We start from the raw sequence: 23,938 nt of genomic DNA, 5'->3' as shown, positions 1-23,938 counted from the left end.
TCCTGCGGCTGGTGGGCGTCCGGCGACGGGGCGCCGCACACCAGCCAGGGCCGCCCTGTGTCATGCGCCACGTGGTCCGGGGCACGTACGAGTCGAGCAAGATGATCCTCCTGGCCGTGGGCGTCTGGCTCCGAACGCTAGACGACCCGAGTCCGCAGCACGGAGTTATCCACAGGCTCCGACCCGCACGGCCCTCGCCCAGCACACGGCGTCCGACCGATCGACCGATCCGAGGCATCTCGTCGGGACCGAGCCAGTTCGAGCCATGGGGCCGTGACGACGACGAGGTCCGCCGGGATGGGTGCGAAGGCGCGGACCTCCTCCGCTCCATGCATGAGGAGCTGGGGCTCGGCCATGAAGGCGCACCGGACGGGCTCTATCCGGAGCCGCTGGCCTCGCTCTCCCTGCACGCGACCCGCGAGGTAGCGGCCACTGGACGGCTCCGACTCTGGTGGGACCAGGGCCTGTCGGTCTCTCAGTGCGTGACCGAGCCAGGCAGGCGCGCAGGAGCCCGGCGAGGCGGACTGTCACGCGGACCAGTGTCAGGCGGCCGTGCCGCCGTAGTGCGCTGCCAGGCGCCGCAACCCCTCGTCGACGCTCACGGCGGGACGCCAGCGCAGGTCGCGGCGCGTGGCCCGCTGGTCGAACCAGTGCGCGGTCGACAGCTGCTCAGCGAGGAACCGTGTCATCGGCGGCTCGTCGGCTCCCGGGCGCACACGCCAGACGGCTTCGACCAGGCTGCCCGCCGCCCGCGCGACCCCCGCCGGCACGCGCCACCGCGGTGGCTCGACGCCGCCCGCCCGGCAGATGCCCGTGAGCAGGTCGGCGACGGTGCGCGGCTCGCCGTTGGTCAGCACGTACGCGCGGCCGTGCACGTCGTGGGCGCGGTCGAGCGCGGCGAGGATGCCGTCCGCGGCGTTGTCCACGTAGAGCGTGTCGATGAGCGCCGCGCCGTGCCCCAGCAGGGGCAGACGCCCGCCCGCCGCGCGCTCGAGCACCCGCTCGACGAGCTGGGTGTCGCCCGGCCCCCACACGAGGTGCGGACGCACGGCGACGACGCTCGGTCCGGTCTCCCCCGACCCGTCCGGCCGCCAACGGCGGTCGCGACCCAGGGCGAGCAGCTCGCCCGCCGCCTTGGTGCGCGCGTACTCGCCGCGCGCGTGCCGGGGGTCGGCCGGCGTCGTGCCCGCCCCCACCAGGGACGAGCCCAGGTGTGCCACGGACGGCGAGGACACCTGCACAAACCGCTCGACCCCCGCGCGCTCGGCCGCGTCGAGGAGCGCACCCGTGCCCTCGACGTTCACGGCGCGGAACTCCGCGGGGTCGCCCGCGAGCGACACCTTGGCCGCGAGGTGCACGACCGCGTCGACGCCCTCGACGGCGCGCGCGACGGCCGCCGGGTCGGTCACGGACCCTCGGACGTCCTCGGTGCCGGGCATGCCGGAGGCGCGGCGCTGGAGCGTGCGGACCTCGTCGCCGCGTGCCGCGAGCGCACGGGCGACGGCGCCCCCGAGCAGCCCCGACGCCCCCGTCACGAGCACGGTCACGGCTGCCCCACCCGCCCGCCGGCGAGGACGCCGTCCGCCCAGGCGGCGAGGCGCGCCCGGTCGATCTTGGAGTTGTGCCGCACGTCGGTGGGCATGCGCGGCACCACGAGCACGGCCGCGAGCGCCACGGGCGACGCGGCGCGCACGGCGGCGGTCAGCGCCTCGGGCGCCAGCCCGGGGCGCCGGACGCCAGGTATGGTCTCGACCACCGCGACCGCCTGCTGCAGTCCCGCGGGGCCGACGCCGACAACGGCGGCCCGCCGCACCTGCTCCACCCGCTCCACGTGCTGCTCCGGACCCACGGGCGCCAGCGGGCCGTCGGCGGTGCGGAGCACGTGCCCGAGCCGCCCCTCGATCCACAGGCGGCCCTGCGCGTCGAGGTGCCCGACGTCGCCGGTGCGGTGCCAGCGCCCGGGCGGGGTGCCGCGCTCGGCGGCCAGGTCGGTGAGCCAGAGCCGGTCGTAGCGCTCCTTGAGGTGCCCGGCGCGCACGAGGACCTCGCCGAGCACGCCGGGGGCGGCCGACGGCGTGCCGGTCGCGGCGCCGTCGTCGTCGAGCGCGCTGACGAGCACCTCCGCACCGGGCACGGGGCGGCCCACGCACACGCCGGCGTCGGGGGCCGCGGCGGCGTCGCGGATGCCGTCGAGCGTGACGTCCGTGACCAGCAGGCACTCCGTCATCCCGTACGGGGTGTGCGCCGTGGCCGCGGGCATGAGCTCGGCGGCCGAGCCGAGCAGCTCGGCCGAGATCGGCGCGCCCGTGGAGAGGAACGTGCGCACGCGCGCGAGAGCGGTGCGGTCGGCGGCGTCGAGCGCGTCGGAGGTCGCGACCACGTTGAGGATCGCGGCGGGCGAGAGGAACACGATACGCGCGTCCGACGCGCGCACGGCGTCGGCGACGGCCCGGGCGGTGAGCGTGCGCGGCGAGGAGACGTCCATGCGCGGCGTCACCGACCGGGTGCCGAGCGCCGGACCGAGCAGCGCGAACGGGGCGAAGCCCGTGACGAGCCCGGTGTCGGGGCCGACGTCGAAGTGCTCGGCGAGCGTGTCCCGCAGCGCGGAGAGGTGCGCGTGCGAGTACACGACGCCCTTGGCCGGACCCGTGGACCCGGACGTGAACAGCACGGCGGCCGCGTCGTCGGGTCCGGGCTCGGGCGGCAGCGCGGCGCCCTCCCCGGCGCGCGCGACGTCGACGAGCTCGTGCGCCACGCCCAGCGCACGACGGACCGCGGGCGCGAGCGGGTCGGCCGAGATCCGCACGCCGGGCCAGCCGAGCGCGCGCGCCGCGGTCAGGCCCTTGGTCTGCGCGACGACGAACCGCGGCCACGCCCCGCGCTGGGCGCGGGTGAGCCCGCGCACCCCCAGCCCGGCGTCGGCGACCACCACGACGGCCCCGATCCGCAGGCACGCGTAGACCAGCGCGGTCAGCGTGGGACCGGGCTCCACGAGCAGCGACACCCGGTCACCCCGGCGCACCCCGATCGCGTGCAGCCCCGCGGCCACCCGTCGCACCTGCCGGTGCAGCGCGCGCCAGCTCACGGCCCGGGCAGACCCGTCGGCACGGGTCGCCGCCATGTCCAGCACCGCGGGAGCGTCGTCCCCCGCCTGCGCGTCCAGTCCCGCCCACAGCGGCACGAACGGCGCGGCGGCATCCTCGTCAGCACCCGTCGACCCGGCACCGCCCCGGGGCAGCACCTCCCCCTCGAGCCACCCGAGGACGGCGGGCGTCCAGTCGGCGTCCTCGGCGACCAGGTGGCCAGCGTCCGCGTACCGGTGCACGTGCGCGTGCGGCAGCCGGCGCACCAGGTCGTCGAGGTAGCGGTCGGAGAACACCGGGTCGTGCGGTCCCCACAGCAGCACGGCGGGCACGCGCAGCCGCGCGACGCCGGCGGCGATGCGGTCGAGCTCGGGCGCGCTGGGGTGAGCCCCGTCCACGGGGATGTCGGCGACGAAGCCCTCGATCCCGGCGCGGTCGTCCGCGGCGCGGTAGGGCAGCCGGTAGGCGCTCGCGACGTCGGCAGGCAGGCGCGGGCGCGCCAGGGCGAGCGTCGTGTGGAGGAAGGCGGGCGTCGTGCGGGTGCCGAGCCGGTGCACGGGACCGGCGAGCGCGAGGCGCAGCGGCGCGGGCACCGGGGCGCCGTCGGGCTGGTGCACGGCCGTGTTGAGCAGCGCGACGCCGGCGAGGAGGTCGGGGTGGTCGACGGCCCAGCCGAGGGAGACGACGCCGCCCCAGTCGTGGCCGAGGGTGACGACGGGCCCGGCGAGACCGAGGGCGTCGGTGAACGCGCCCAGGTCGGCGACGCGGCGGGCGAGCGGGCGGTGCTCGCCCGTGCGGGCGGAGAGCCCCATCTCGAGCTGGTCCACGGCGACGACGCGCCACGCCGCGCCGCCACCCCGGGCGGCGGCGACGGAGTCGGTCACGAGCCTCCGCCACAGGTAGGACCACGTGGGGTTGCCGTGCACGGCCAGCACGGTGCCGACGGGCGCGACACCGCGCCGCTCGAGCTCGGGCCTCGTGTCGAGGTAGTGCCAGGTCGCGCCCCGAGTGTCACGTAGCACGTGGCTGTACCGCGGGTCCAGGCCCGGCAGCCCGTGCGGGACGGTGCTGGCGGGGCGCGGGAGGGAATCGGTCGCGGGCATGAGGGCGGGCCCGTTCACCAGGCCAGCTCCAGCATCGCCGTGTTGATGCCCGAGCCCACGCCCATGAGCAGCACGCGGTCGCCCGCGCTCAGCGTGTCCTGCTCCTCGACGAGCGTGATCGGCACGGACGCCGGCCCCACGTTGCCGAGCCGCTCGTACGTGGTGGGCACGCGCGAGCGGTCCAGGCCCACCGCCTCGACGATCGCGTCGGTGTGCACGCGCGAGACCTGGTGCGTGACGTACCGGTCCATGGACGACCAGTCCCAGTCGGCGACGGCGTCCTTCCAGGCGTCCACGACGAGCTCGAGGCCGCCCTCGAGCAGCGCCCTGGCATCGGTGAACATGCCCTCGGTGCTGCCCACGCACAGGTCGTGGAACCGCGTGGCGGCGCGCGTGACGCCGCCGAGCACGCGGTGGGCGCGCGGGTGCTCGTCCACGCGGCCCAGCACTGCGGCGGCCGAGCCGGAGCCGAGCGTGAGCGAGGCGAACTCCTGCATGAAGTCGTCGCGGTCGCGGTCCTCGCGCAGCAGCCGGTCGATCGTGCGGTCGTGGATGACGTCGGCGTCCTCGCCGTCCACGACGACCGCGTAGCGGACCTGGCCGGACTCGATCATGCCCGCGGCGAGGCTCATGCCGTTGATGAAGCCGAGGCACGCGTTGGCGACGTCGAAGTTCGTGGCGGACGACGGCAGGTCGAGCCCGTGGTGCAGCCGCACCGCGACCGACGGCTCGAGGTGCTTGCGCGTGACCGAGGTGTTGATCAGGAGCCCGACGTCGCTCGCGTCCACCCCCGCGGCGTGGAGCGCCTCCTGCCCCGCGGCGACCGTGGCGGCGTCGACGTCCTCCTGGGCGGTCCAGGCACGCCGCTCGTGCACGCCCGCCACGCGTTGCAGCAGCGTGGACGGGAGGCGCAACCGCCGCAGCGCCGGAGCGAGACGCTCCTGCACCTCGGCAGACGTCCGCACGCCGGCGGGGAGCCGACTGGTGACGGACAGCAGCGCGACGTTGGTGAACCTGGCGGTGGCGTTACCTGACACACGAGCTCCAGACGGCCGGACGCACGAGCGCCCGGCTCAACGACGAGACGGCCGGGGGCGCGTGACCGCCGGTGCGGCCACGCGACCGCGCCGGGCGGCGGCGACGGCTGGTGCCGCCCACTCCCGCGTCCTCGAGCGTAGGACGCTCGGCGGACGCCCGCCGTTCCAACCGTGCGCTGTGGGGTGCGCCACGTCGGCGCGGCCGTCGCTCCTGTTCGGCCGCGGCCTGCGCCTCACCGGCCGTCGCGGAGTGGACGGGACGTGTCCGTTCCCCGGCTCGATGAGTTCCCCGGCGCCGCGCGGTCTACCCCTGGACCGAGACGGCGAGCCGACCTGGAGGCGACCATGGGATCCATCGAGATCGAGCTGTTCACGACCCTCGACCTCGTCGGGCAGGCGCCCGGCGGGCCGGAGGAGGACCCGGAGAACGGGTTCGCGTTCGGCGGTTGGCAGGCGCCGCTGCTCGACGACGTCGCAGGCGAGCAGATCGCCGCGGCGTACGAGGGCACGGACGCGCTGCTGCTCGGGCGCCGCACGTACGACATCTTCGCGGCGTACTGGCCGTTCCAGAAGGGCGGGCAGGACGACGACTTCGCGGCCCTGTTCAACCGCATCCCCAAGTACGTCGCGTCGCGCGGCACCCCGGACCTGCCGTGGGCCGGGTCGACGCTGCTCGGCCCGGACCTGCCCGCCGCGGTGCGCGAGGTACGCGAGCGGCACGAGCACGTCAAGGTCGTGGGCAGCCTCGACCTGGTGCAGACGCTGCTGCGCGAGAGGCTGTTCGACCGCCTCGACCTGTGGGTGCACCCCATCGTGCTCGGCACGGGCAAGACCGTGTTCGACGGCGGCGCCGTCCCCACCAACCTCACGCTCCTCGACCCACCCGCACCGAGCCCGACGGGCACGGTCCTGCTGCGCTACGGCCTCGCGGACGGCACGCCGGGCACGGGCGACATGAGCGAGCCGGGACGCGGCGTCGGGCACGACGCCTGACGCCGGAGCGCGCTGCTCGGCGCGGGAGCCCGTCGGCACCCCGGACGACCCACCGACACCAAACCCCTCAGGAGGCATCCGTGGCGATCCAGCGTCTCGACAACGTGGCCGTCGTCGTCGACGACCTCGACGCGGCCGTCGCGTTCTTCGCCGAGCTCGGTATGGAGCTCGAGAGCCGGATGACGATCGAAGGCCGGTGGGCGGAGCGCGTCGTCGGGCTCGACGACCTCCGTTCGGAGATCGCGATGATGCGCGTCCCCGGCGGCCCCGGGCGGCTGGAGCTCACGCGGTACCACGTGCCAGCACCGCTCGACCTGGGCCTGAGCACGGCGCCGCCCAACGTGCTGGGCCTGCACCGGGTGATGTTCGCCGTGGACGACCTCGACGACACGGTCGAGCGCCTCGCCCGCCACGGCGGGGCAGTGCTGCGTGAGATCGTGCGCTTCGAGGACGCGTACCGGCTCTGCTACCTGCGGGGACCCGGCGGCATCATCGTCGGGCTCGCGGAAGAGCTCGGGTGAGCCGCGGGCGCCGCTAGGAGGCGGTGGCGGCCTCGCCGCGCAGGATCGACGACATCTTCTTGCCGCGCGCGACCTCGTCGACGAGCTTGTCGAGGTAGCGAATCTTCTGCATGAGGGGGTCCTCGATGTCCTCGACGCGGACGCCGCAGATGACCCCGGTGATGAGCGAGGCGTTCGGGTTCCACGCGGGCGCCCGGTCGAAGAACTCCTCGAGCGTGACCTCGTCCCCGATCACCTGCGCCAGGCCGGCGTCGTCGTAGCCGGTGAGCCACCGGATCACCTGGTCCAGCTCGTCCTTCGTCCGCCCCTTGCGCTCCACCTTGGTCACGTAGAGCGGGTAGATGCTCGCGAAGCTCGTCCCGAAGATCCGATGTCCCGCCATGGGGTTCCTCCTCCTGCCCCGCCGAGCCCGTCCCCGGCTCGCCCGGGCGGCCGTCCTGCACGGATCACGCTACCGCGCGACTCTCACGCCGGACGCGCGGCGACCGTCCCGTGCGACGCCTCGAGCCGGTCGACGAGGAGGGTGCCCGCCGCGACGAGCGGCACGAGCACGAGGTTGCCCACCAGCATGGTGCGCAGGAAGGGCAGGCCCGCGGCGTAGCTCGCGACGAGACCTTCCGCTCCCGCCGGGTACCAGACGCCGCGACCCTGGAGCCAGACGCCGAAGTTGGTCCACGCGAAGAACCACAGCGAGCCCGCGACCCCGAACGCCGCGCCCGCGCCGACGCGGCGCCAGCCGGTCGTGTTCCGCGCGAGCAGCGAGCCCAGCCCGACGACGAGCCACGCGCTCCACGTGAACAGCGCGATCGCGGTGTTGCCGAGCACGACGTCCGACACGACCGTCACGGCGAGCGGCACGACGAACGCCCAGCGCGAGCGCAGCAGGAGCGTCGCGGCGAACGTGGCGGCGGTGACGAGCTCCAGGTTCGCGGGCGCCCCCAGGTCGGCGCGCACGAGGCGCCAGACCACGGCGAGCGCCGCGAGCGCCACGACGAGCGCCGGGCGCCACCAGCGGGTCGCCGGCGAGGTCTGCGCGCCCGTCACGAGGTGAATGTCTCGAGCTTCCACGTGATCTCGTCCCCGTCCTTCGTCTCGAGGGATCCTGCTCCCACGGTAGCCATCTCGCCGTTGACGTACAGCGCCCAGAACTCGCTGTCCGGGTCGGCCGCGACGCCGTCGATCGCGGTGACGAACGCGTTCTCGCCCTCGCCGGTCACCTGTGCGGACGGGTCCGCCTCGAGCAGGAGGTCGAGCGCCGTCGTGCCGGTACGTCCCTCGTACGAGAACTCGGGAGCGTCCTCGGCGTCGCCGGACTCGTCGGACGCCTCGTCCGTCGCGTCGTCGGCCGGGGCGCTGGTCTCCTCGCTCGCGGTCGACGTGGACGACGTGGCGTCGGTGGCGGGCTCGTCGGTGGACGAGCACCCGGCCAGCAGGCCCGCGGCGAGCAGGACGGCGGTCAGGGCGGTGAGCGGGCGCGCAGGGGTGCCGCGGAAGGTTCGGAGGGTCACGACGCCAGCGTACGGAGCGCCCGCCGCGGCGCGCCCGGACGCCCGCCTGTCGGACGAGGCGCCGTCACCCGATCTGCTCCCCGGCGACGGCCTTGGCGGCGAGCCGTTCCTCCTCGCTGACCTCCCAGACCTCGTAGGCGGAGTGGAACGCGAGGAGGATGATCCCGCACCCGAGGACGAGGTCCGGCCAGCCGGACCCGGTCCACGCGGTCACGAGGCCCATCGCGATGACGGCGACGTTCACGAGGACGTCGTTGCGGGCCGACAGGAACGCAGCCCGGCTCAGCGACCCGCCGTGGTGTCGCACGCGCACCAGGAGCCACGCGCACACGCCGTTGACGACGATCGCCCCGAGCGAGGCGAGGACGAGCGGCACGACCTGGGGCGCCGTCGGGTCGCCGAAGCGCTGCACGGCCTCCCAGGCCGCGAACAGGGCGGGGCCGAGGATGAGCAGCGCCATCGCCTTGCCCAGCGCGGCGCGCCGCGCGAGCGGAAGACCCAGGGCGGGCGACCGCGATGAGCAGGTTGATCGCCGTGTCCTCGAGGAAGTCCACGCTGCCGGCGAGCAGCGACACCGACCCTGCCGCGAGCGCGACGGAGAGCTCGACGACGAAGTACGCGAGGTTGAGCGCCGCGACGACGAGGACCACACGACGCAGACGGCGCGCGACGTCCGCCTCGGCGGGCCCTTCCGCGTCCTGGCCGGTGGTCACCGTCAGACGTCGATGCGTGCGTGGTCCAGCTCGGCCGCGCCTGCGACGATGAACTCCTTGCGCGGCGCGACGTCGCTGCCCATGAGCAGCTCGAACACGCGCTCCGCCGCCTCGGCGTGCTCGGCCGTGACGCGGCGCAGGGTGCGGTGTCGTGGGTCCATCGTCGTCTCGGCGAGCTGGTCGGCGTCCATCTCGCCCAGGCCCTTGTACCGCTGGATGTCGTCCTTGTAGCGGCGCCCGGCCTTGTCGAGCTTCTTGAGCGTCGCCGCGAGCTCGGCCTCGGAGTACGTGTAGATGTACTCGTTCTTGCGGCGGCCCGAGCCGATGACCTCGATGCGGTGCAGCGGCGGCACGGCGGCGAACACACGCCCGGCCTCGACGAGAGGCTTCATGTACCGGTAGAAGAGCGTGAGCAGCAGGGTGCGGATGTGGGCGCCGTCGACGTCGGCGTCCGTCATGAGCACGATCTTGCCGTAGCGCGCGGCCTCGAGGTCGAACGATCGCCCGGACCCGGCGCCGAGCACCTGGATGATCGCGGTGCACTCGGCGTTGCGGAGCATGTCGCTCACGGACGCCTTCTGCACGTTGAGGATCTTGCCGCGGATGGGCAGGAGCGCCTGGAAGTCGGAGCTGCGCGCGAGGCGCGCGGTGCCGAGCGCGCTGTCGCCCTCGACGATGAACAGCTCGCTGCGCTCGACGTCGTCGCTGCGGCAGTCGACGAGCTTGGCCGGCAGGGACGACGTCTCGAGCGCGTTCTTGCGGCGCGAGATCTCCTTCTGCTTGCGCGCGGTGATGCGCGCCCGCATCTCCGCCACGACCTTGTCGAGCAGCAGCGCGGCCTGCGTCTTCTCGTCGCGCTTGGTCGACGTGAGGAGCGCGTTCAGCTCCTTCTCCACCACGCGCGACACGATGCCACGCACGGGTGCGGTGCCGAGGACCTCCTTGGTCTGGCCCTCGAACTGCGGCTCGGCGAGGCGGACGGTGACGACGGCGGTGAGGCCCGCCAGGACGTCGTCCTTCTCGATGCGCTCGGACGCGTCCTTGGTCGAGACCTTGAGGCGGCGCGCGTTCGTCTCGACGGCCTTGCGCAGCACCTTGAGCAGGCCCTGCTCGAACCCGCTGAGGTGGGATCCGCCCTTGGGTGTGGCGATGATGTTGACGAAGCTGCGGACCTCGGTCTCGTACCCCGTGCCCCAGCGCAGCGCGACGTCCACCTCGCAGTCGCGCTGCACGGCCTGCGGGGTCATGTGGCCGCGCTCGTCGAGCACCGGGACGGTCTCCGTGAACGACCCGGAGCCGGTGAGGTGCCACGTCGCGGTGACGGGCGTGTCCGGGGCGAGGAAGTCGACGAAGTCGACCGACCCGCCCGTGTGCACGAAGGTCTCCTCGTGCGGCCCGGACTCCCCCGGCGTCCCGGGCACGCCGCGCTCGTCGCGCACCGTGATCTCGAGGCCGGGGACGAGGAACGTCGTCTGGCGCACGCGCGTCACGAGCTCGTCGTAGGAGAACACGGCGGTCTTGAGGAAGATCTGGCGGTCCGCCCAGTAGCGGACCCGGGTGCCGGTCACGCCGCGCTTCGTCTTCCCCACGACCGCGAGCTCCGACCCGGACACGAACGGCTCGAACGGGGCGTCCGGCGTCGGGCCCGTCTTCGGGTCCGTGAAGACGCCGGGCTCGCCGCGGTGGAAGGTCATGCGGTGCGTCTTGCCGCCGCGGTCGACCTCGACGTCGAGGCGCGAGGACAGCGCGTTGACGACGGACGCTCCGACGCCGTGCAGGCCGCCCGACGCGGTGTACGACCCGCCGCCGAACTTGCCGCCCGCGTGCAGCTTGGTGAAGACGACCTCGACGCCGGAGAGACCGGTCTTGGGCTCGATGTCCACGGGGATGCCACGCCCGTCGTCCTCGACCGTCACGGACGAGTCGGCGTGCAGCACGACGCGGATCCTCGAGCAGTTCCCGGCGAGCGCCTCGTCGACGGCGTTGTCGATGATCTCCCACAGGCAGTGCATGAGGCCGCGCGAGTCGGTGGTCCCGATGTACATGCCCGGGCGCTTGCGCACGGCCTCGAGGCCCTCGAGCACGGACAGGTGCCGAGCGGTGTAGCTGGACTCAGCGGAGGTGGTCGTCACGGCGGCAAGCCTAGACGAGCGCGCCCACACCGTTGCGCTCCCCCGCCGCGGGCGGCGCCGGCCCCGGAGCGAGCCCGGCACGCGCCGGCACCGGCTCGCGGCGCTTCGCGGGTAGCGAACCCGCGGCCCCCGCGGGACGAATCCTGGGGAGCAGGTGGTTTGATGTTCACGTGACTGCTACGACGACCACCACCGAACCGCTGACCGCGGCCGACCGCTGCGACCGCTGCGGGGCCCAGGCGTACGTCCGTGTGGTCCTGCCGAGCGGCGAGCTGCTGTTCTGCGGCCACCACGCGCGGGCGCACGCGGATGCCTACACCGACCTCGCGACGTCCATCCAGGACGAGACCGACAAGCTGCTCGCGGAGCACGGCGCGCGCTGACGCGCCGCCCGCCCACGCGCCCCAGGGCGCGAGACCGCCGGACCGGCTCCACCGCCCGGAACGGCGGCAGAACCGACCAGGACACGACGAAGGCCCCGAGGAGATCTCCTCGGGGCCTTCGTGCGTCGTGGCCGACGTCGCGGGACGGGGCGGGCGCTCCGTGGACGCCCGCCCTCCGCGTCAGTCCAGGTAGTCGCGCAGGACCTGCGAGCGGCTCGGGTGGCGCAGCTTCGACATGGTCTTCGACTCGATCTGCCGGATGCGCTCGCGCGTCACGCCGTAGACCTTGCCGATCTCGTCGAGCGTCTTCGGCTGCCCGTCGGACAGGCCGAACCGCATCGAGACGACGCCCGCCTCGCGCTCGCTGAGCGTGTCGAGCACCTGGTGCAGCTGCTCCTGGAGGAGGGTGAAGCTCACCGCGTCGGCCGGGACGATCGCCTCGGAGTCCTCGATGAGGTCGCCGAACTCGCTGTCGCCGTCCTCGCCGAGGGGCGTGTGCAGCGAGATGGGCTCGCGGCCGTACTTCTGGACCTCGACGACCTTCTCCGGGGTCATGTCGAGCTCCTTGGCGAGCTCCTCCGGGGTGGGCTCACGACCCAGGTCCTGCAGCATCTGGCGCTGCACGCGCGCGAGCTTGTTGATGACCTCGACCATGTGCACCGGGATACGGATGGTGCGCGCCTGGTCGGCCATCGCGCGCGTGATCGCCTGACGGATCCACCACGTCGCGTACGTCGAGAACTTGTAGCCCTTGGTGTAGTCGAACTTCTCGACCGCACGGATCAGACCGAGGTTGCCCTCCTGGATGAGGTCCAGGAACAGCATGCCGCGACCCGTGTACCGCTTGGCCAGCGACACCACCAGACGCAGGTTCGCCTCCAGCAGGTGGTTCTTCGCCCGCTTGCCGTCGTGCGCGATCCACTGCAGCTCACGCTTGAGCTTGCGGTCCAGGTCGTCGCCCTCGGCCGCGAGCTTCTCCTCCGCGAACAGACCGGCCTCGATCCGCTTCGCGAGCTCGACCTCCTGCTCCGCGTTCAGCAGCGCGACCTTGCCGATCTGCTTGAGATAGTCCTTGACCGGGTCGGCCGTCGCGCCCGCGGTCACGACCTGCTGCACCGGAGCGTCGTCCTCGTCGGCGTCCGACACGACGAAGCCCGTCTCCTCGGGCTCGTCGGTGGCCGCGGCACCGGCAGCGGACTTCTTGGCGCCCGCCTCCGCGGCCGCGTCGTCCTCCGGCTCGTCCTCGGTCACGTCGATCTCGAGGTCCTCGATCTCGACCTCGGCGTCGTCCTCGTCGTCGTCCTTCTTCTTGGCACGCGCCGGGGCCGCCTTCGCCTTGGCCGGGGCCTTCGCCGCGGTCTTGCGGGCAGCGGGCTTCGCGGGACCCGTGGACGGCGACGCCTCGGCCGGGTCGCTCTCGGGCGCGGGAGCGGCCTTCGTGGTCGTGCGCTTCGTCGTCGACGTCGTCTTGGCCGCCGCGGTCTTGGTGCGCGCCGTCGTCGTGCTGCGCGGCGACGCCGCCGCCGCGACCTTCGTCGTGGTCGGGATGTCGACCTCGACGCCGGCGCCCGCGAGCGCGCGGAAGACCGCCTTCAGCCGCTTGGCGTCGTTGACGGCGGCCTGCTCGCACGCGGTGCGGAAGCTCTCGGCGTCGACGCGACCGTTCGCGCTGCCGCGCCGCAGGAGCTCCTGCAGGGCGGGGTGCTCGAACTCTCGCGGGAGTGCGGAAATCGGGGTTGAGGGCGCCACAAACCGACCTTTCGGCAATCATGGGGGGCGGTAGGGCCGCCGGAGCGGGGACGTGAACCGTGAAGTGCGGGCTTCTCGTGGACTCTCACGGTGAGTCGTCGGGCTCTAGCGGATACCTATATTGTACCGGCGATCCGTGCACCGGACGCCGCGACACGAGGTGATGTCGGACCGGACCGCCGCTCGGCGGTCCCGCACACCAGTCTCGGCGACGTCCGTCACCGGGTCCTGGCCTGTACAACGGCCGGGCACCCGCGAAGATTCCCTGCTCAGGCCCCCGCGGGGCGCTCGGGCTTGACGGCGAGCACCGGGCAGGGCGCGTCGAGCAGGATGCGCTGCGCGTTCGACCCGAGGATGAGCTTGCCCACCGGGCTGCGGCGGCGCAGACCGATGACGATGAGGTCCGCCGAGGCGCGCTCGGCCGCGCTCACGAGGTCGTCGGCGAGGTCGGACGTCCCCTGCTCGCGCCGCAGCGTCGTCCCCGTCCCCTCGAGCCGCTCCTCGACCCGGCGCAGGTCGTCCTCGTGCGCGGCGACCAGCTCGGGCGTCGACGTCGAGCCCTCCGTGACCACGACCACGAGCTCGGTGCCGCGGCGGACGGCCTCGGTGGCCGCGCTGTCGAGAGCCTCGCGACCCTCGGGCGTGCTCAGGTGCGCGACGACGACGCTCATGTGTCCTCCGGGAACAGCTCGTGGGCGCGGCCGGCCGTGGGCGGCGACCGCAGGTCGTGTTGCCGTCGAACCTACCCGAACCCGCACGCCACGGCTCACACGTCGGCGCGGATCCAGCCCGGCGGCACCCCGGCATCGAGCGCGCTCGACAGGAGGAGCGCGAGCCGGTACGTCGGGTCCTCCGCGAGCGCCTCGTCGAGGCGGCGTCCCGCCCGGCCGCCGTCCCCGTGCCACCACGCGACCAGCGCCAGGAGCGTGAGCGCCGGCGCGGTGCTCCCGCGCGGCGCGTGTGCCACGACCGCCTCCAGCACGGTGCGGGCCGGACCCGTGACGACCGGGTCGGGCGCCAGTCCCGCCGCCGGGTCGACGATCGACGCGATCGCGCGCGCCGTCCCCGCGTCGACGTCACCGCCGCGCACCGTGCGGTCCGGGAGGTCGCCCGTCCCGGGCACGAGCGAGACGAGCACGGCGTCGCGCACCGGGACCGCCTCGAGCCCGGCCGCGAGCCGGCCCAGGACCGTGGCCGGAGGCAGGCGCGCCGCGGTCCGCGCGTCGAGCGCCTCGTCCCCCGTGCGGTCCCGCTCGTCCTGGGCCACTCGGGCGACCGCCGTGCGCCATTCGGCCAGGCTCTCGATCCGGCACGCGACGGCGACGGCCTCCGGGTCGGCCCGGCGGTCGGCCGCGCCACCCCCGCGGGCGCGGTCGCGTACCCGCCGCGCGGCGCGCGCCGCGCGACGGCGTTCGTCCGCACTCGCGCGCGGTATCCGTAGGGCCTCCTCGCGTGAGTCCGCGAGCGCGGCCCCCGCGAGGACCATGTGCGCTCCCACCTCGCTCGACTCCAGCTCGCGTAGCGGGCGCCCGCCCGGCGGGCAGCACTCGTCCTCGGCGCAGTCGAGCGCGTACCAGCCGCTCGGCGCGACCACCCAGACCTCCACCGGGCCGTGGTGCGGCTCGACGGCCTCCCGGCAGTGCTCGACGGCAGCCCTCGCGACCGCGGCCCCGACGCCGCCGGACCGCAGCGGGGCGTCGGTGTAGACCACGAGGACGACACGTTCGGCGCCGTCCGCGGCGAGGTGCCCGACGACGGACCGCGCGAGCTGCGGACCGTGCTCGAGGTCCGCGACGTCGGGGACGTCGACCCGGACGACGAGGCCGATCCGACCGCGCGGCGGGCGCAGCCCGACGAGGACGACGCTGTCCTGCGGCCGGTAGCCGAGCCTGTAGGGGACGTAGGCGAGCAGCTCGCGCGGGCCCTGGGCCCGTATCAGGGTGGTCATGCGCCCATCCCAGCCCGTCCGGGGGTCGCGCGGGGAGAGCGGGCGGACGTCTGTGGACGCCCCGCGTCGGGCGCCGCCCCGGAACGCGCCCTGTGGTCCACCGTCGGGGCCGGTGGTGGCTCGCGGACGTCTCGATGACTACGGTGTGCGCGTGCCACCCCGAACCCGAGCCCGCGCGCGGCGAGCGGACCCGTCCGCCCACGCTGCCGCCCTCGTCCTCGTCGTGGCGCTGGTCGGCACGACGCTCGCGGGCTGCCGGTCCGACCCGGACGACGTCCAGGGGGCGGCCGGCCCCCGAGGCGCGCAGGGATCCCCCACGGCGGAGGCGGCCGGAGCCCCGAGCACGCCGCTGCCCGACTACGACGCCGCGTCGGCGGTCGGCGACCTCGTGGAGGGCTTCCCGGCGGAGCTCGTCACGGTCCCCCCGGGCGCCCAGGTGCTCGCGAGCTCGGCCCGACCGTCCGAGGACGGCACGCTCGTCGACGTCACCCTCAACCTGCGCTCGGACGAGCCCGTGGACGCTCTCACCACCTACTACACCGACACGCTCGGCGCCGCCGGGTTCGAGGTGTCGCCCTCGAGCGTCCCGAGCGCGCTCACGTCCCTCACGACGTTCGTGCGGACGCCGGCCCCCGAGTCCCCCACCGAGTCGCTGGCCGTCGGCGTGTTCGACGACGAGACCGAGCGGCTGGTGACGATCAGCGGGCAGGTCGCGGCCGGCTGAGCCGTCCGACCGTGGTACGACGCCCCGGGGCGGCCGCACCGCATAGGCTGCCCCCGTGCCGAACCCGTCGCCGCCGACCTCCTCCTCGCCCGAGCCCCTCGACCCGCAGGCCGCCCGGAGCGCCACCGACCCGAGCCCGGGCGCGCTCGTCGACCGGGAGGGCGTACGCGCCGGGGTCGACGAGGCCCTGCACGTCTCGACCGCCGCGCTGCGTGACGAGCTCTCCGCCACGCACCCCGACGCCGACCCGCTCGCCGACGCGACGGACGAGCTGGTCGCCGGGGGCAAGCGCCTGCGCGCCGCGTTCTGCTACTGGTCCTGGCGTGCGCACGGCGGCGACCCGGACGGGCCGCACCGGGACGTCGTGCTCCGCGCGGGTGCGGCGCTCGAGCTGTTCCAGGCCGCGGCGCTCTTCCACGACGACGTCATGGACTCCTCCGACACGCGGCGCGGGCACCCGACCGCGCACCGTGCGTTCGGCGCGCGGCACCGCGCGCTCGGCTGGTCGGGCGACGCCGACCGGTACGGCGAGAACACGGCGATCCTGCTCGGCGATCTCGCGCTCATCGCGAGCCACCGTGAGCTGGGCGAGGCGCTCGACGCCCTTCCCGCCGACGTCGCGACGCGGTCGCGCGTCGTGTTCGGGCGCATGCAGACCGAGGTGATCGTCGGCCAGTACCTCGACGTGCAGGCGCAGGTGCTGCCGTGGGGCGACGACCCCGCGGCCGACGAGGAGCGCGCGCGGGCCGTGATCCGGTCGAAGTCCGCGCGCTACAGCGTCGAGCACCCCATCGCGCTCGGGGCCGCGCTCGCCGGGGCGGACGACGCCGCGGTCGCCGCGACGAGCGCGTTCGGGCTGCCCGTGGGCGAGGCGTTCCAGCTGCGTGACGACGTGCTCGGCGTGTTCGGCGACGCGCAGGTCACCGGCAAGCCCGCCGGCGACGACCTGCGCGAGGGCAAGCGCACGGTGCTCGTCGTGCGCGCGCTCGCCGCGGCGACGCCCGCGCAGCGCGACCTCCTGCTCACGCACCTGGGCGACCCCGACCTCGACGCACGCACGGTCGAGCAGCTGCGCGCCGTGCTCGTCGAGACCGGGGCGCGCGACGCGGTGGAGGCGCTCATCGCCGAGCTCACCGACCGCGCGTCGGCGGCGCTCACCCGCGCCGGGCTCGCCGAGCCCGGGTCCGCGATGCTCGGGCTGCTCGCGCGGGCCGCCGTGGAGCGCACCGCCTGACGCAGAGCGAGGCTCGGGCTAGACGGCCGGGTCAGCCGGGCGTCAGAGCTCGGACTGCGCGACGCGACGCACGCGCGCCTTGTGGCCGCTGAGCAGCGTGTCGAACGGGGGCTCGCCCAGCTCGTCGTGCGGGCTGAACAGCCACTCGAGGATCTCGGCGTCGTCGAAGCCGGCGTCGGTGAGCACGACGATCGTGCCCTGGAGGCTCGACAGGACGCCCACGCGGCCGCTCTCGTCCGGGCGACCGGCGTTCGCCGGGTCGACGAGGTGCAACGGCACGAGGAACCGGGCCGGGATCTGGAACGTCGTGCGCTCGCCGCGCTTCACGCCGACGACGCGGCGCTCCTGGACGATCCGGCGCACCTTGCCGACGTCGGTGCCGAGCGCCTCGGCGACGTCGGGAAGGGTCAGCCACTCGCCGACCAGGTCGTCGAGGGTCGGGCGGGTGCTGGGGTCACGGTCGGTCACCGGGCAAGCCTACGGCGTGCCTCCACACGACACCCACGCCGTGCGTGCGCGCGCTCACCGGATCGCGACACCCGGCCACCTAGACTCTCCCCGTGGCCACCGTGACGACCGATCCCCTCGTCGGCCGCCTGGTCGACGGGCGGTACGAGGTCGTCTCGCGCATCGCGCGAGGCGGCATGGCGACGGTCTACCTGGCCGTCGACCGCCGGCTCGAGCGCGAGGTCGCGCTCAAGGTCATGCACGCCCACCTCGCCGAGGGCGCCTCCGGCGCGGACTTCGTCTCGCGCTTCCGCCGCGAGGCGCGCGCGGCGGCCCGGCTCACGCACCCCGGTCTCGTCGCCGTGTACGACCAGGGGCTCGACGGCGACACGAGCTACCTCACGATGGAGTACGTGGCGGGCTCGAACCTGCGCCGCACGATGCTCACCGAGCGCACGCTGCCGCTCGGCCGCACGCTCGACGTCCTCGAGGACGTCCTCGACGCGCTCGCCACCGCCCACCGGGCCGGGCTCGTGCACCGCGACATCAAGCCGGAGAACGTGCTCGTGGACACCGAGGGACGGCTCAAGGTCACCGACTTCGGGCTGGCGCGCGCCGTCAACGAGGTCACGGCGACGACGACGGGCACGATCCTCGGGACCGTGGCCTACCTCTCCCCCGAGCTCATCGCGACGGGCACGTGCGACGCGCGCACCGACGTCTACGCCGTGGGGATCCTCGCCTACGAGATGCTGCTGGGCACCGTCCCGCACACCGGCACGACCCCCATCCAGGTCGCGTTCCAGCACGTCAACAACGACGTCCCCCCGCCGTCGGACGTCGCGCCGTGGATCCCGCCCGAGGTCGACGACCTCCTGTGCGCGCTCGCCGCGCGCGACCCCGCCGACCGCCCGGCCGACGCGGGTGCCGCGCTCGCGCTCGTGCGCTCGACCCGCGCCGCGCTCGACCCGGCCGACCTCGAGCGGCGCGTCGACCCGCCCGCGGGGGCGACCGCCGTCGTGCCGCCGCCGGGCCCGGGCTCCCGTGCCGAGCCGGACGACCCGTCCGTCGCCGCGACCGCTTCCCTCGCGGCGCTCAGCCTCCGCGACCGCGAGGCCGCCGGCCTCACCGAGCCGCTCGCGGTCGGGCACGTCGTCGCGCCGACGACGCGGCCCGGCCCGCCGCCCCCGGCTCCTCCGGCCACGGCACGGCGGCGCGGCCACGGCCGGGTGGTCGTCTGGTCGCTCGTCGTCCTCCTCGTCCTCGCGGGCGTCGGCGGCGGCGCCGCGTGGTGGTTCTCCTCCGGGCCGGGCGCGTACACCCAGGTCCCGGACGGCCTCGTGGAGGCGTCGCGTCCGGAGGCCGTCGCGATCCTCGACGGCGCGGGCCTCGACCACACCGTCGAGGAGCGCTACGACGACACCGTGCCCGAGGGAGCCGTCGTGGCGACCGACCCGGCGTCCGGAGAGGACGTGCGCAAGGACGGCAGCGTCCAGCTCGTCGTGTCCAAGGGCGTGCGCATGCTCACGGTGCCGACCGGTCTCGTGGGCGCCACGCAGGAGGAGGCGACGGCCGCGCTCGAGGGCGCCGACCTCACGCTGGGCGACCCCGTCGCCGAGGCGCACGACGAGGTGCCGTCCGGCCAGGTCATGGCGGTGAAGGACCCCGACGGCAACGCGATCGAGGAGGGCGCCACGATCCGGCACGACCTCCCCGTCGTGCTCACGGTCTCGTCCGGCCCGGCGCCCGTCGTCGTCCCGCAGGTCACCGGGTCCACGAAGGACGCCGCGGTCAAGGCGCTGGAGGACCAGGGCCTCGTCCCCGCGGTCACCGAGGAGTACTCCGAGTCCGTCGCCGCGGGCCTCGTGATCCGTCAGGACCCCGAGCAGGGCAGCGACGCGCACCGGACCGACACGGTGAACGTCGTCGTGTCCCTCGGCCCTCCGCTCGTCGAGGTGCCCAACACCTACGGCACCAACGTCAAGGCGGCCGAGAAGGCCCTGCGCGACGCGGGCTTCGAGGTCGAGGTCCGGCACCCGCAGGGCATCAGCCCGCTCAACATCGTCTACGCCCAGGACCCGCCGGGCGGTGAGGGCCGGACCGCACCCAAGGGCTCGACGATCGTCATCAACGTCTTCTGACGCGACGGAGACCGTCTGCTGCGGTCAGCGGCGCAGCATCTCCGCGACCTGGAACGCCATCTCCAGCGACTGCTGGTGGTTGAGTCGCGGGTCGACCAGGGTCTCGTAGCGCAGGGCCAGGCCCGCGTCGTCGATCTCCTCGCTGCCACCCAGCACCTCGGTGACGTCGTCGCCCGTGAGCTCGACGTGCAGCCCGCCGGGGACGGTGCCGGCCGCGCGGTGCACCTCGAAGAACCCGCGGACCTCGTCGAGCACGTCGTCGAAGCGGCGCGTCTTGTAGCCGCTCGCGGACGTGATGGTGTTCCCGTGCATGGGGTCGGTGACCCACGTGACGGGCACGCCCGCGCGTGCGACGGCCTCCACGAGCGGGGGCAGCGCGTCGCGGACGTGCCCGGCCCCCATGCGCGTGATGAACGTCAGGCGACCCTCGACGTCGTCGGGGTTGAGCCGGCGCGCGAGCTCGAGCGCGACGTCGGGCGTCGTGGTCGGGCCGAGCTTCACGCCGATCGGGTTCGCCACGCGCGACAGGAAGTCGACGTGCGCGCCGTCGAGCTGGCGCGTGCGCTCGCCGATCCAGAGGAAGTGCGCCGAGGTGTCGTACGCGTCGCCCGTACGGGTGTCGCGCCGTGTGAGCGCGCGCTCGTAGTCCAGGACGAGCGCCTCGTGGCTGACGAAGAACTCGACCGTGCGCAGGGCGTCGAAGTCGGCGCCGCACGCGTCCATGAAGCGGATCGCGCGGTCGATCTCCGACGCCGTCCGCTCGTAGCGCGCGTAGGCGGGGTTGCGCATGAAGCCCCGGTTCCACTCGTGGACCTGGCGCAGGTCGGCGAAACCGCCCGTCGTGAAGGCCCGCACGACGTTCCACGTGGCCGCCGAGATCTGGTACGCCTGGACGAGGCGCTCCGGGTCGGGCACGCGCGCCTCGGGTGTGAACGCGTGGCCGTTGATCATGTCACCGCGGTACGCGGGCAGCGTCACGCCGTCGCGCGTCTCCGAGTCGGAGCTGCGCGGCTTGGCGTACTGCCCGGCCATCCGGCCCATCTTCACGACGGGCATGCTCGCACCGTGCGTGAGGATGACCGCCATCTGGAGGATGGTGCGGATCTTGTTGCGGATGCGGTCGGCGTTCGCCTCGGCGAACGTCTCCGCGCAGTCTCCCCCCTGGAGGAGGAACGCCTCGCCCCGCCCCGCCGCCGCCAGGCGGGAGCGCAGCGTGTCGGCGGCGGCGGGCACCACGAGCGGCGCGGAGGCCGCCAGCCGGTCCCGGACGGCGTCGAGCGCCGCCTCGTCCGGCCACGTCGGCTGCTGGAGCGCGACGAGCGTGCGGAAGTGGTCGAGCCCGGCGTCGGTCCCCGGCTCGCTCGTGGTGGTCATCCCGCTGCCCGGATCAGTGCGCGGCGGGTGCAGCGGCGACGAGCGGCTGGCCGATGCCCTCGAGGAGCTCGCCGAACCACTGCTGCGTGACGTCGAACGCCTTGCCACCGGCGATGCGCGGGAACTCGATCGCGCGCAGGCGGTCACCGTTCTCCTCGTCGTGCCCGATGACGCCGGACTCGCCGCGCAGCGCGCACTCGACCGCGAGGTCGGTCATCGACTTGATGAGGCGCAGGTCCTCGGCGTTCGCTGCCGCGGCGCGCGAGAAGTAGCCGGACTTCTGGACCATGACCTTCTCGGCGCCGAGCTTCTCGGCGAACTGCTTGGCGAACCACTGGCCGGGGTTGACGGTGTCGAGCTTCACGTGGCCGAACGGGTCGCGCTGGACCTCCTCGCCGGCCGCCTCGAGCTGCGCGACGATCTCGTGCATGCCGGCGCCCTCGGACAGGAAGATGTTGACGTTCCCCTGCTCGTCCATGATCGCCTTGAGACGCTCGGCCTCGGCGTCGATGTCGAGCGCGAGCTCCGGCAGGAACACCGCGTGCACGTCCCAGCGCTCGCGCGTCAGGCCGAGGGCCGGGGCCCACTCCTGCGCGTCGAGCCACTTGCGGTACTCGGCCGCGGACGCGGCGGTGAGCCACCCGCAGTGACGGCCCATGACCTCGTGCACGATGAGCATGCGCGGGCCCGAGCGGTGCTCGCCGATGACGTTCGCCGCGAAGCCGGCGGCCTCCTCGGCCGCGGTCCAGGCGCCGAGCGACTGACGGATCGGGATCACGTCGTTGTCGATCGTCTTCGGCAGGCCCACGACGGTGAGCTCGTAGCCGTTGTCGTGCAGGTACGCCGCCAGGTCGGCCGCGGTCGTGTTGGTGTCGTCCCCGCCGATGGTGTGCAGCACGTCGACGCCGTCGGCCTTGAGCTGCTCGGCCGCGACCTCCAGGGGGTTCTGTCCCTCCTGGACCAGGCCGCGCTTGACGCAGTCGGCCGCGTTGGTCAGCTTGACGCGCGAGTTGCCGATCGGCGAGCCGCCGAAGCGGTGCAGGATGCCGGCCTGCTTGCGGCCCTCGGAGTCCACGACGATCTTCGTGCCCGTCAGCAGGCCGTGGTAGCCGTACTGGTAGGCGATGATCTCGATCTCCGGGTCGAGCTCCGTGTACCGCTCGATGAGACCCCCGACCGCGGAGGACAGGCACGGGGCGAAACCGCCCGCGGTGAGGAGGGCGACGCGACGAACCGACATGTGAACTCAGAACCTCTCGTAGGACGGATCCTGGCCGGACGGACGGGGTCCGGCGGGGTGGCGGCGACGGCGACGGGCGCGTGCCCCACGGAGGGCACCGGGAGCACCGCGCGGCCGGCCGTCGCTCAGTCTACTGACGCCGCGCCGGGCTCCGGCGGGGGTTCCGGGACCTGGACGTCGGGGGCCGGGCGGCCGCCGGGCGCCCCGCCCGCCTCCTCGGTCTCGGTGTGCCCCGCGGCGAGGCGCGCCTTGGCCGTCGCGGCGTAGATGTCGACGTACTCCTGGCCGGAGAGCCGCATGATCGCGTACTGGATCTCGTCCGCGACCGCGCGCAGGATGAAGCGGTCGTTCTCCATGCCGCGGTACCGCGTGAAGTCGAGCGGCTCGCCGATGACGACCCCGATGCGCATGGGCTTGGGGATGACCTTGCCGATCGGCTGGGCGATGTTGGTGCCCACCATCGCCACCGGGACCACGGGAGCGCCCGACTCGAGCGCGAGGCGCGCGACGCCCGTCTTGCCGCGGTACAGCCGCCCGTCCGGGCTGCGCGTGCCCTCGGGATAGATGCCGAACAGGTCCCCCTCGCGCAGCACGCGCAGACCCGTCTCGAGCGCGGCCTCGCTCGCCTTCCCGCCGGCCCGGTCGACGGGGATCGTGCCGACCCCGCGCATGAAGCCGGCCGTCAGGCGCCCCTTGACCCCCGTGCCCGTGAAGTAGTCGGACTTGCCGAGGAACTGGACCTTGCGGTCGAGCACGAGCGGCAGGATGAACGAGTCGATCACGGCGAGGTGGTTGCTCGCGAGGATCGCGCCGCCCTCGGCCGGCACGTGCTCGACGCCCCGCGTCCAGGGACGGTACAGGACCCGCAGGATCGGGCCGACCATCACCTGCTTCATGAACCAGTAGAACAACGTTCCTCCTCGCGGGGTCCCGGCGCGGGACGTGCATCCGACTCTAGAGTGATTCCTATGGCCGCACCGAACGCCCAGCCGGACTCCCCGCAGCCCGACGACGCCCCCGAGCCCACGCCCGACGACGCGTCGCGAGGCCCCGAGGACCCCGGTCCCGACGACGACGACGGTGCGCGGCAGGACGACGCGCCGGGCGAGCCGGCGCTCGACGTCGAGGCGCAGTGGGCCGGCATCGTGGCCGAGCTGTCCGACCTCGAGCGCGACGCCGCGCGCGGCCCCGAGGCCGCTCCGGGCGGCGCCGACGGGCCCTCGCCCGCGCCGCGCGACGGACGCGACGTGCTCGGGTCCGTGCCGGTCGCGCCGTGGGTCCGCGCCAGCGGTCCCCGCGACTGGCCGACGACGCCGGAGGTGGAGGACCTCGAGGAGGCCGAGAGCCACTTCGTGCCGCCGGACCCGCCGCTCGTGCTCGGCCGCGACCCGCTCCTCACCATGGCGTGGGCCTTGGTCGTCGGCGTGCCGATCCTGCTGCTGGTCGTGCTCGTCGTGGTGCGCCCGTACCCGGTGATCGTCGCGCAGGTGGGCGGCGGCGCGTTCCTCGCCGGGCTCGCGATCCTGCTGTGGCGCATGCCCCACCGCCGCGACGACGACGACGAGGGCCCGGGCGCCGTCGTCTGACACCCGGGCCCGTCCGGACCGG

The 23,938-nt window shown here is 74.3% G+C and carries 22 protein-coding genes; 7 read left to right on the top strand and 15 right to left on the bottom strand.

Annotated features, from left to right (window positions below; all coding sequences use genetic code 11):
• Positions 1-542 precede the first annotated feature (542 nt).
• The 3 genes from JN535_RS05290 to JN535_RS05280 are packed head-to-tail and all read right to left on the bottom strand — an operon-like array spanning position 543 to position 5,223.
• Entirely contained in the window at positions 543-1,547 is a 1,005-nt protein-coding gene (locus JN535_RS05290) for an NAD-dependent epimerase/dehydratase family protein (protein ID WP_205203342.1), read from the bottom strand.
• Positions 1,544-4,186 (bottom strand): alpha/beta fold hydrolase, encoded by a 2,643-nt coding sequence (locus JN535_RS05285; protein ID WP_205204587.1) that lies wholly within the window; start codon positions 4,184-4,186, stop codon positions 1,544-1,546. Before JN535_RS05285 ends, JN535_RS05290 begins: the two co-directional genes overlap by 4 nt.
• A 14-nt stretch (positions 4,187-4,200) precedes the next feature.
• Positions 4,201-5,223 (bottom strand): 3-oxoacyl-ACP synthase III, encoded by a 1,023-nt coding sequence (locus JN535_RS05280; protein ID WP_205203331.1) that lies wholly within the window; start codon positions 5,221-5,223, stop codon positions 4,201-4,203.
• A 345-nt stretch (positions 5,224-5,568) separates the two neighbouring features.
• On the opposite strand from JN535_RS05280, the gene JN535_RS05275 reads away from it, so the two are divergent.
• A complete protein-coding gene (locus tag JN535_RS05275; RefSeq protein ID WP_205203322.1) occupies positions 5,569-6,216 on the top strand; it encodes a dihydrofolate reductase family protein in 648 nt (215 codons plus the stop codon).
• Positions 6,217-6,296: 80 nt separating this feature from the next.
• A complete protein-coding gene (locus JN535_RS05270; RefSeq protein WP_205203320.1) occupies positions 6,297-6,737 on the top strand; it encodes a VOC family protein in 441 nt (146 codons plus the stop codon).
• 13 nt (positions 6,738-6,750) lie between these two features.
• Here the strand turns inward: JN535_RS05270 and JN535_RS05265 are convergent, their stop codons facing one another.
• From JN535_RS05265 to JN535_RS05245, 5 genes are all read right to left on the bottom strand, one after another.
• On the bottom strand, positions 6,751-7,119 hold the full coding sequence (locus JN535_RS05265) for a DUF2200 domain-containing protein (protein ID WP_205203318.1): 369 nt from the start codon (positions 7,117-7,119) through the stop codon (positions 6,751-6,753).
• Between the two features lie 83 nt (positions 7,120-7,202).
• Positions 7,203-7,781 carry a DUF6580 family putative transport protein gene (locus JN535_RS05260; RefSeq protein ID WP_205203311.1) on the bottom strand — a complete coding sequence of 193 codons (579 nt, stop codon included), beginning with the start codon at positions 7,779-7,781 and terminating at the stop codon, positions 7,203-7,205.
• Positions 7,778-8,245, bottom strand: coding sequence for a DUF4430 domain-containing protein (locus tag JN535_RS21180; protein WP_205203309.1), 468 nt, complete (start codon positions 8,243-8,245; stop codon positions 7,778-7,780). Before JN535_RS21180 ends, JN535_RS05260 begins: the two co-directional genes overlap by 4 nt.
• A gap of 64 nt (positions 8,246-8,309) precedes the next feature.
• Positions 8,310-8,705 (bottom strand): cation transporter, encoded by a 396-nt coding sequence (locus tag JN535_RS20600; RefSeq protein WP_240200663.1) that lies wholly within the window; start codon positions 8,703-8,705, stop codon positions 8,310-8,312.
• 255 nt (positions 8,706-8,960) lie between these two features.
• Entirely contained in the window at positions 8,961-11,090 is a 2,130-nt protein-coding gene (locus tag JN535_RS05245) for a DNA gyrase/topoisomerase IV subunit B (protein WP_205203307.1), read from the bottom strand.
• Between the two features lie 170 nt (positions 11,091-11,260).
• Between JN535_RS05245 and JN535_RS05240 the strand changes: the two genes are divergently transcribed.
• Positions 11,261-11,473: a DUF7455 domain-containing protein gene (locus tag JN535_RS05240; protein ID WP_021479923.1), complete on the top strand. Its 213-nt coding sequence runs from the start codon at positions 11,261-11,263 to the stop codon at positions 11,471-11,473.
• Positions 11,474-11,653: 180 nt separating this feature from the next.
• Here JN535_RS05240 and JN535_RS05235 read toward each other — a convergent pair whose 3' ends face one another.
• The 3 genes from JN535_RS05235 to JN535_RS05225 all read right to left on the bottom strand — a co-directional run bounded on the left by JN535_RS05235 (position 11,654) and on the right by JN535_RS05225 (position 15,170).
• A complete protein-coding gene (locus JN535_RS05235; RefSeq protein ID WP_307868253.1) occupies positions 11,654-13,222 on the bottom strand; it encodes an RNA polymerase sigma factor in 1,569 nt (522 codons plus the stop codon).
• A gap of 269 nt (positions 13,223-13,491) precedes the next feature.
• The gene (locus JN535_RS05230; RefSeq protein ID WP_205203305.1) at positions 13,492-13,893 is read right to left on the bottom strand and encodes a universal stress protein; all 402 of its coding nucleotides are present in this window, start codon (positions 13,891-13,893) and stop codon (positions 13,492-13,494) included.
• 95 nt (positions 13,894-13,988) lie between these two features.
• Positions 13,989-15,170: a DUF4192 domain-containing protein gene (locus JN535_RS05225; RefSeq protein ID WP_205203303.1), complete on the bottom strand. Its 1,182-nt coding sequence runs from the start codon at positions 15,168-15,170 to the stop codon at positions 13,989-13,991.
• Between the two features lie 151 nt (positions 15,171-15,321).
• On the opposite strand from JN535_RS05225, the gene JN535_RS05220 reads away from it, so the two are divergent.
• Both JN535_RS05220 and JN535_RS05215 read left to right on the top strand, forming a co-directional pair.
• Entirely contained in the window at positions 15,322-15,894 is a 573-nt protein-coding gene (locus JN535_RS05220; RefSeq protein WP_205203301.1) for a hypothetical protein, read from the top strand.
• A gap of 55 nt (positions 15,895-15,949) precedes the next feature.
• Entirely contained in the window at positions 15,950-17,128 is a 1,179-nt protein-coding gene (locus tag JN535_RS05215) for a polyprenyl synthetase family protein (RefSeq protein ID WP_205203299.1), read from the top strand.
• A 42-nt stretch (positions 17,129-17,170) separates the two neighbouring features.
• Here the strand turns inward: JN535_RS05215 and JN535_RS05210 are convergent, their stop codons facing one another.
• Positions 17,171-17,596: an Rv2175c family DNA-binding protein gene (locus JN535_RS05210; RefSeq protein WP_205203297.1), complete on the bottom strand. Its 426-nt coding sequence runs from the start codon at positions 17,594-17,596 to the stop codon at positions 17,171-17,173.
• Positions 17,597-17,688: 92 nt separating this feature from the next.
• Between JN535_RS05210 and pknB the strand changes: the two genes are divergently transcribed.
• The gene (pknB, locus tag JN535_RS05205; protein WP_205203295.1) at positions 17,689-19,716 is read left to right on the top strand and encodes a Stk1 family PASTA domain-containing Ser/Thr kinase; all 2,028 of its coding nucleotides are present in this window, start codon (positions 17,689-17,691) and stop codon (positions 19,714-19,716) included.
• A gap of 24 nt (positions 19,717-19,740) precedes the next feature.
• On the opposite strand, the gene JN535_RS05200 is transcribed toward pknB, so the two are convergent.
• The 3 genes from JN535_RS05200 to JN535_RS05190 form a co-directional block, all read right to left on the bottom strand.
• Positions 19,741-21,090 carry a class II 3-deoxy-7-phosphoheptulonate synthase gene (locus JN535_RS05200; protein ID WP_205203288.1) on the bottom strand — a complete coding sequence of 450 codons (1,350 nt, stop codon included), beginning with the start codon at positions 21,088-21,090 and terminating at the stop codon, positions 19,741-19,743.
• A 13-nt stretch (positions 21,091-21,103) separates the two neighbouring features.
• Entirely contained in the window at positions 21,104-22,330 is a 1,227-nt protein-coding gene (locus JN535_RS05195) for a pyrophosphate--fructose-6-phosphate 1-phosphotransferase (protein WP_205203286.1), read from the bottom strand.
• A 125-nt stretch (positions 22,331-22,455) separates the two neighbouring features.
• A complete protein-coding gene (locus JN535_RS05190) occupies positions 22,456-23,241 on the bottom strand; it encodes a lysophospholipid acyltransferase family protein (protein ID WP_240200662.1) in 786 nt (261 codons plus the stop codon).
• 57 nt (positions 23,242-23,298) lie between these two features.
• Between JN535_RS05190 and JN535_RS05185 the strand changes: the two genes are divergently transcribed.
• Positions 23,299-23,916, top strand: coding sequence for a hypothetical protein (locus JN535_RS05185; RefSeq protein WP_205203284.1), 618 nt, complete (start codon positions 23,299-23,301; stop codon positions 23,914-23,916).
• The last annotated feature ends 22 nt before the right edge of the window (positions 23,917-23,938 follow it).

Origin of the sequence: Cellulosimicrobium cellulans (assembly GCF_016921195.1) — a bacterium.
Lineage (GTDB): Bacteria > Actinomycetota > Actinomycetes > Actinomycetales > Cellulomonadaceae > Cellulosimicrobium > Cellulosimicrobium cellulans_F.
This window is presented reverse-complemented; position numbering and strand designations above follow the sequence as displayed.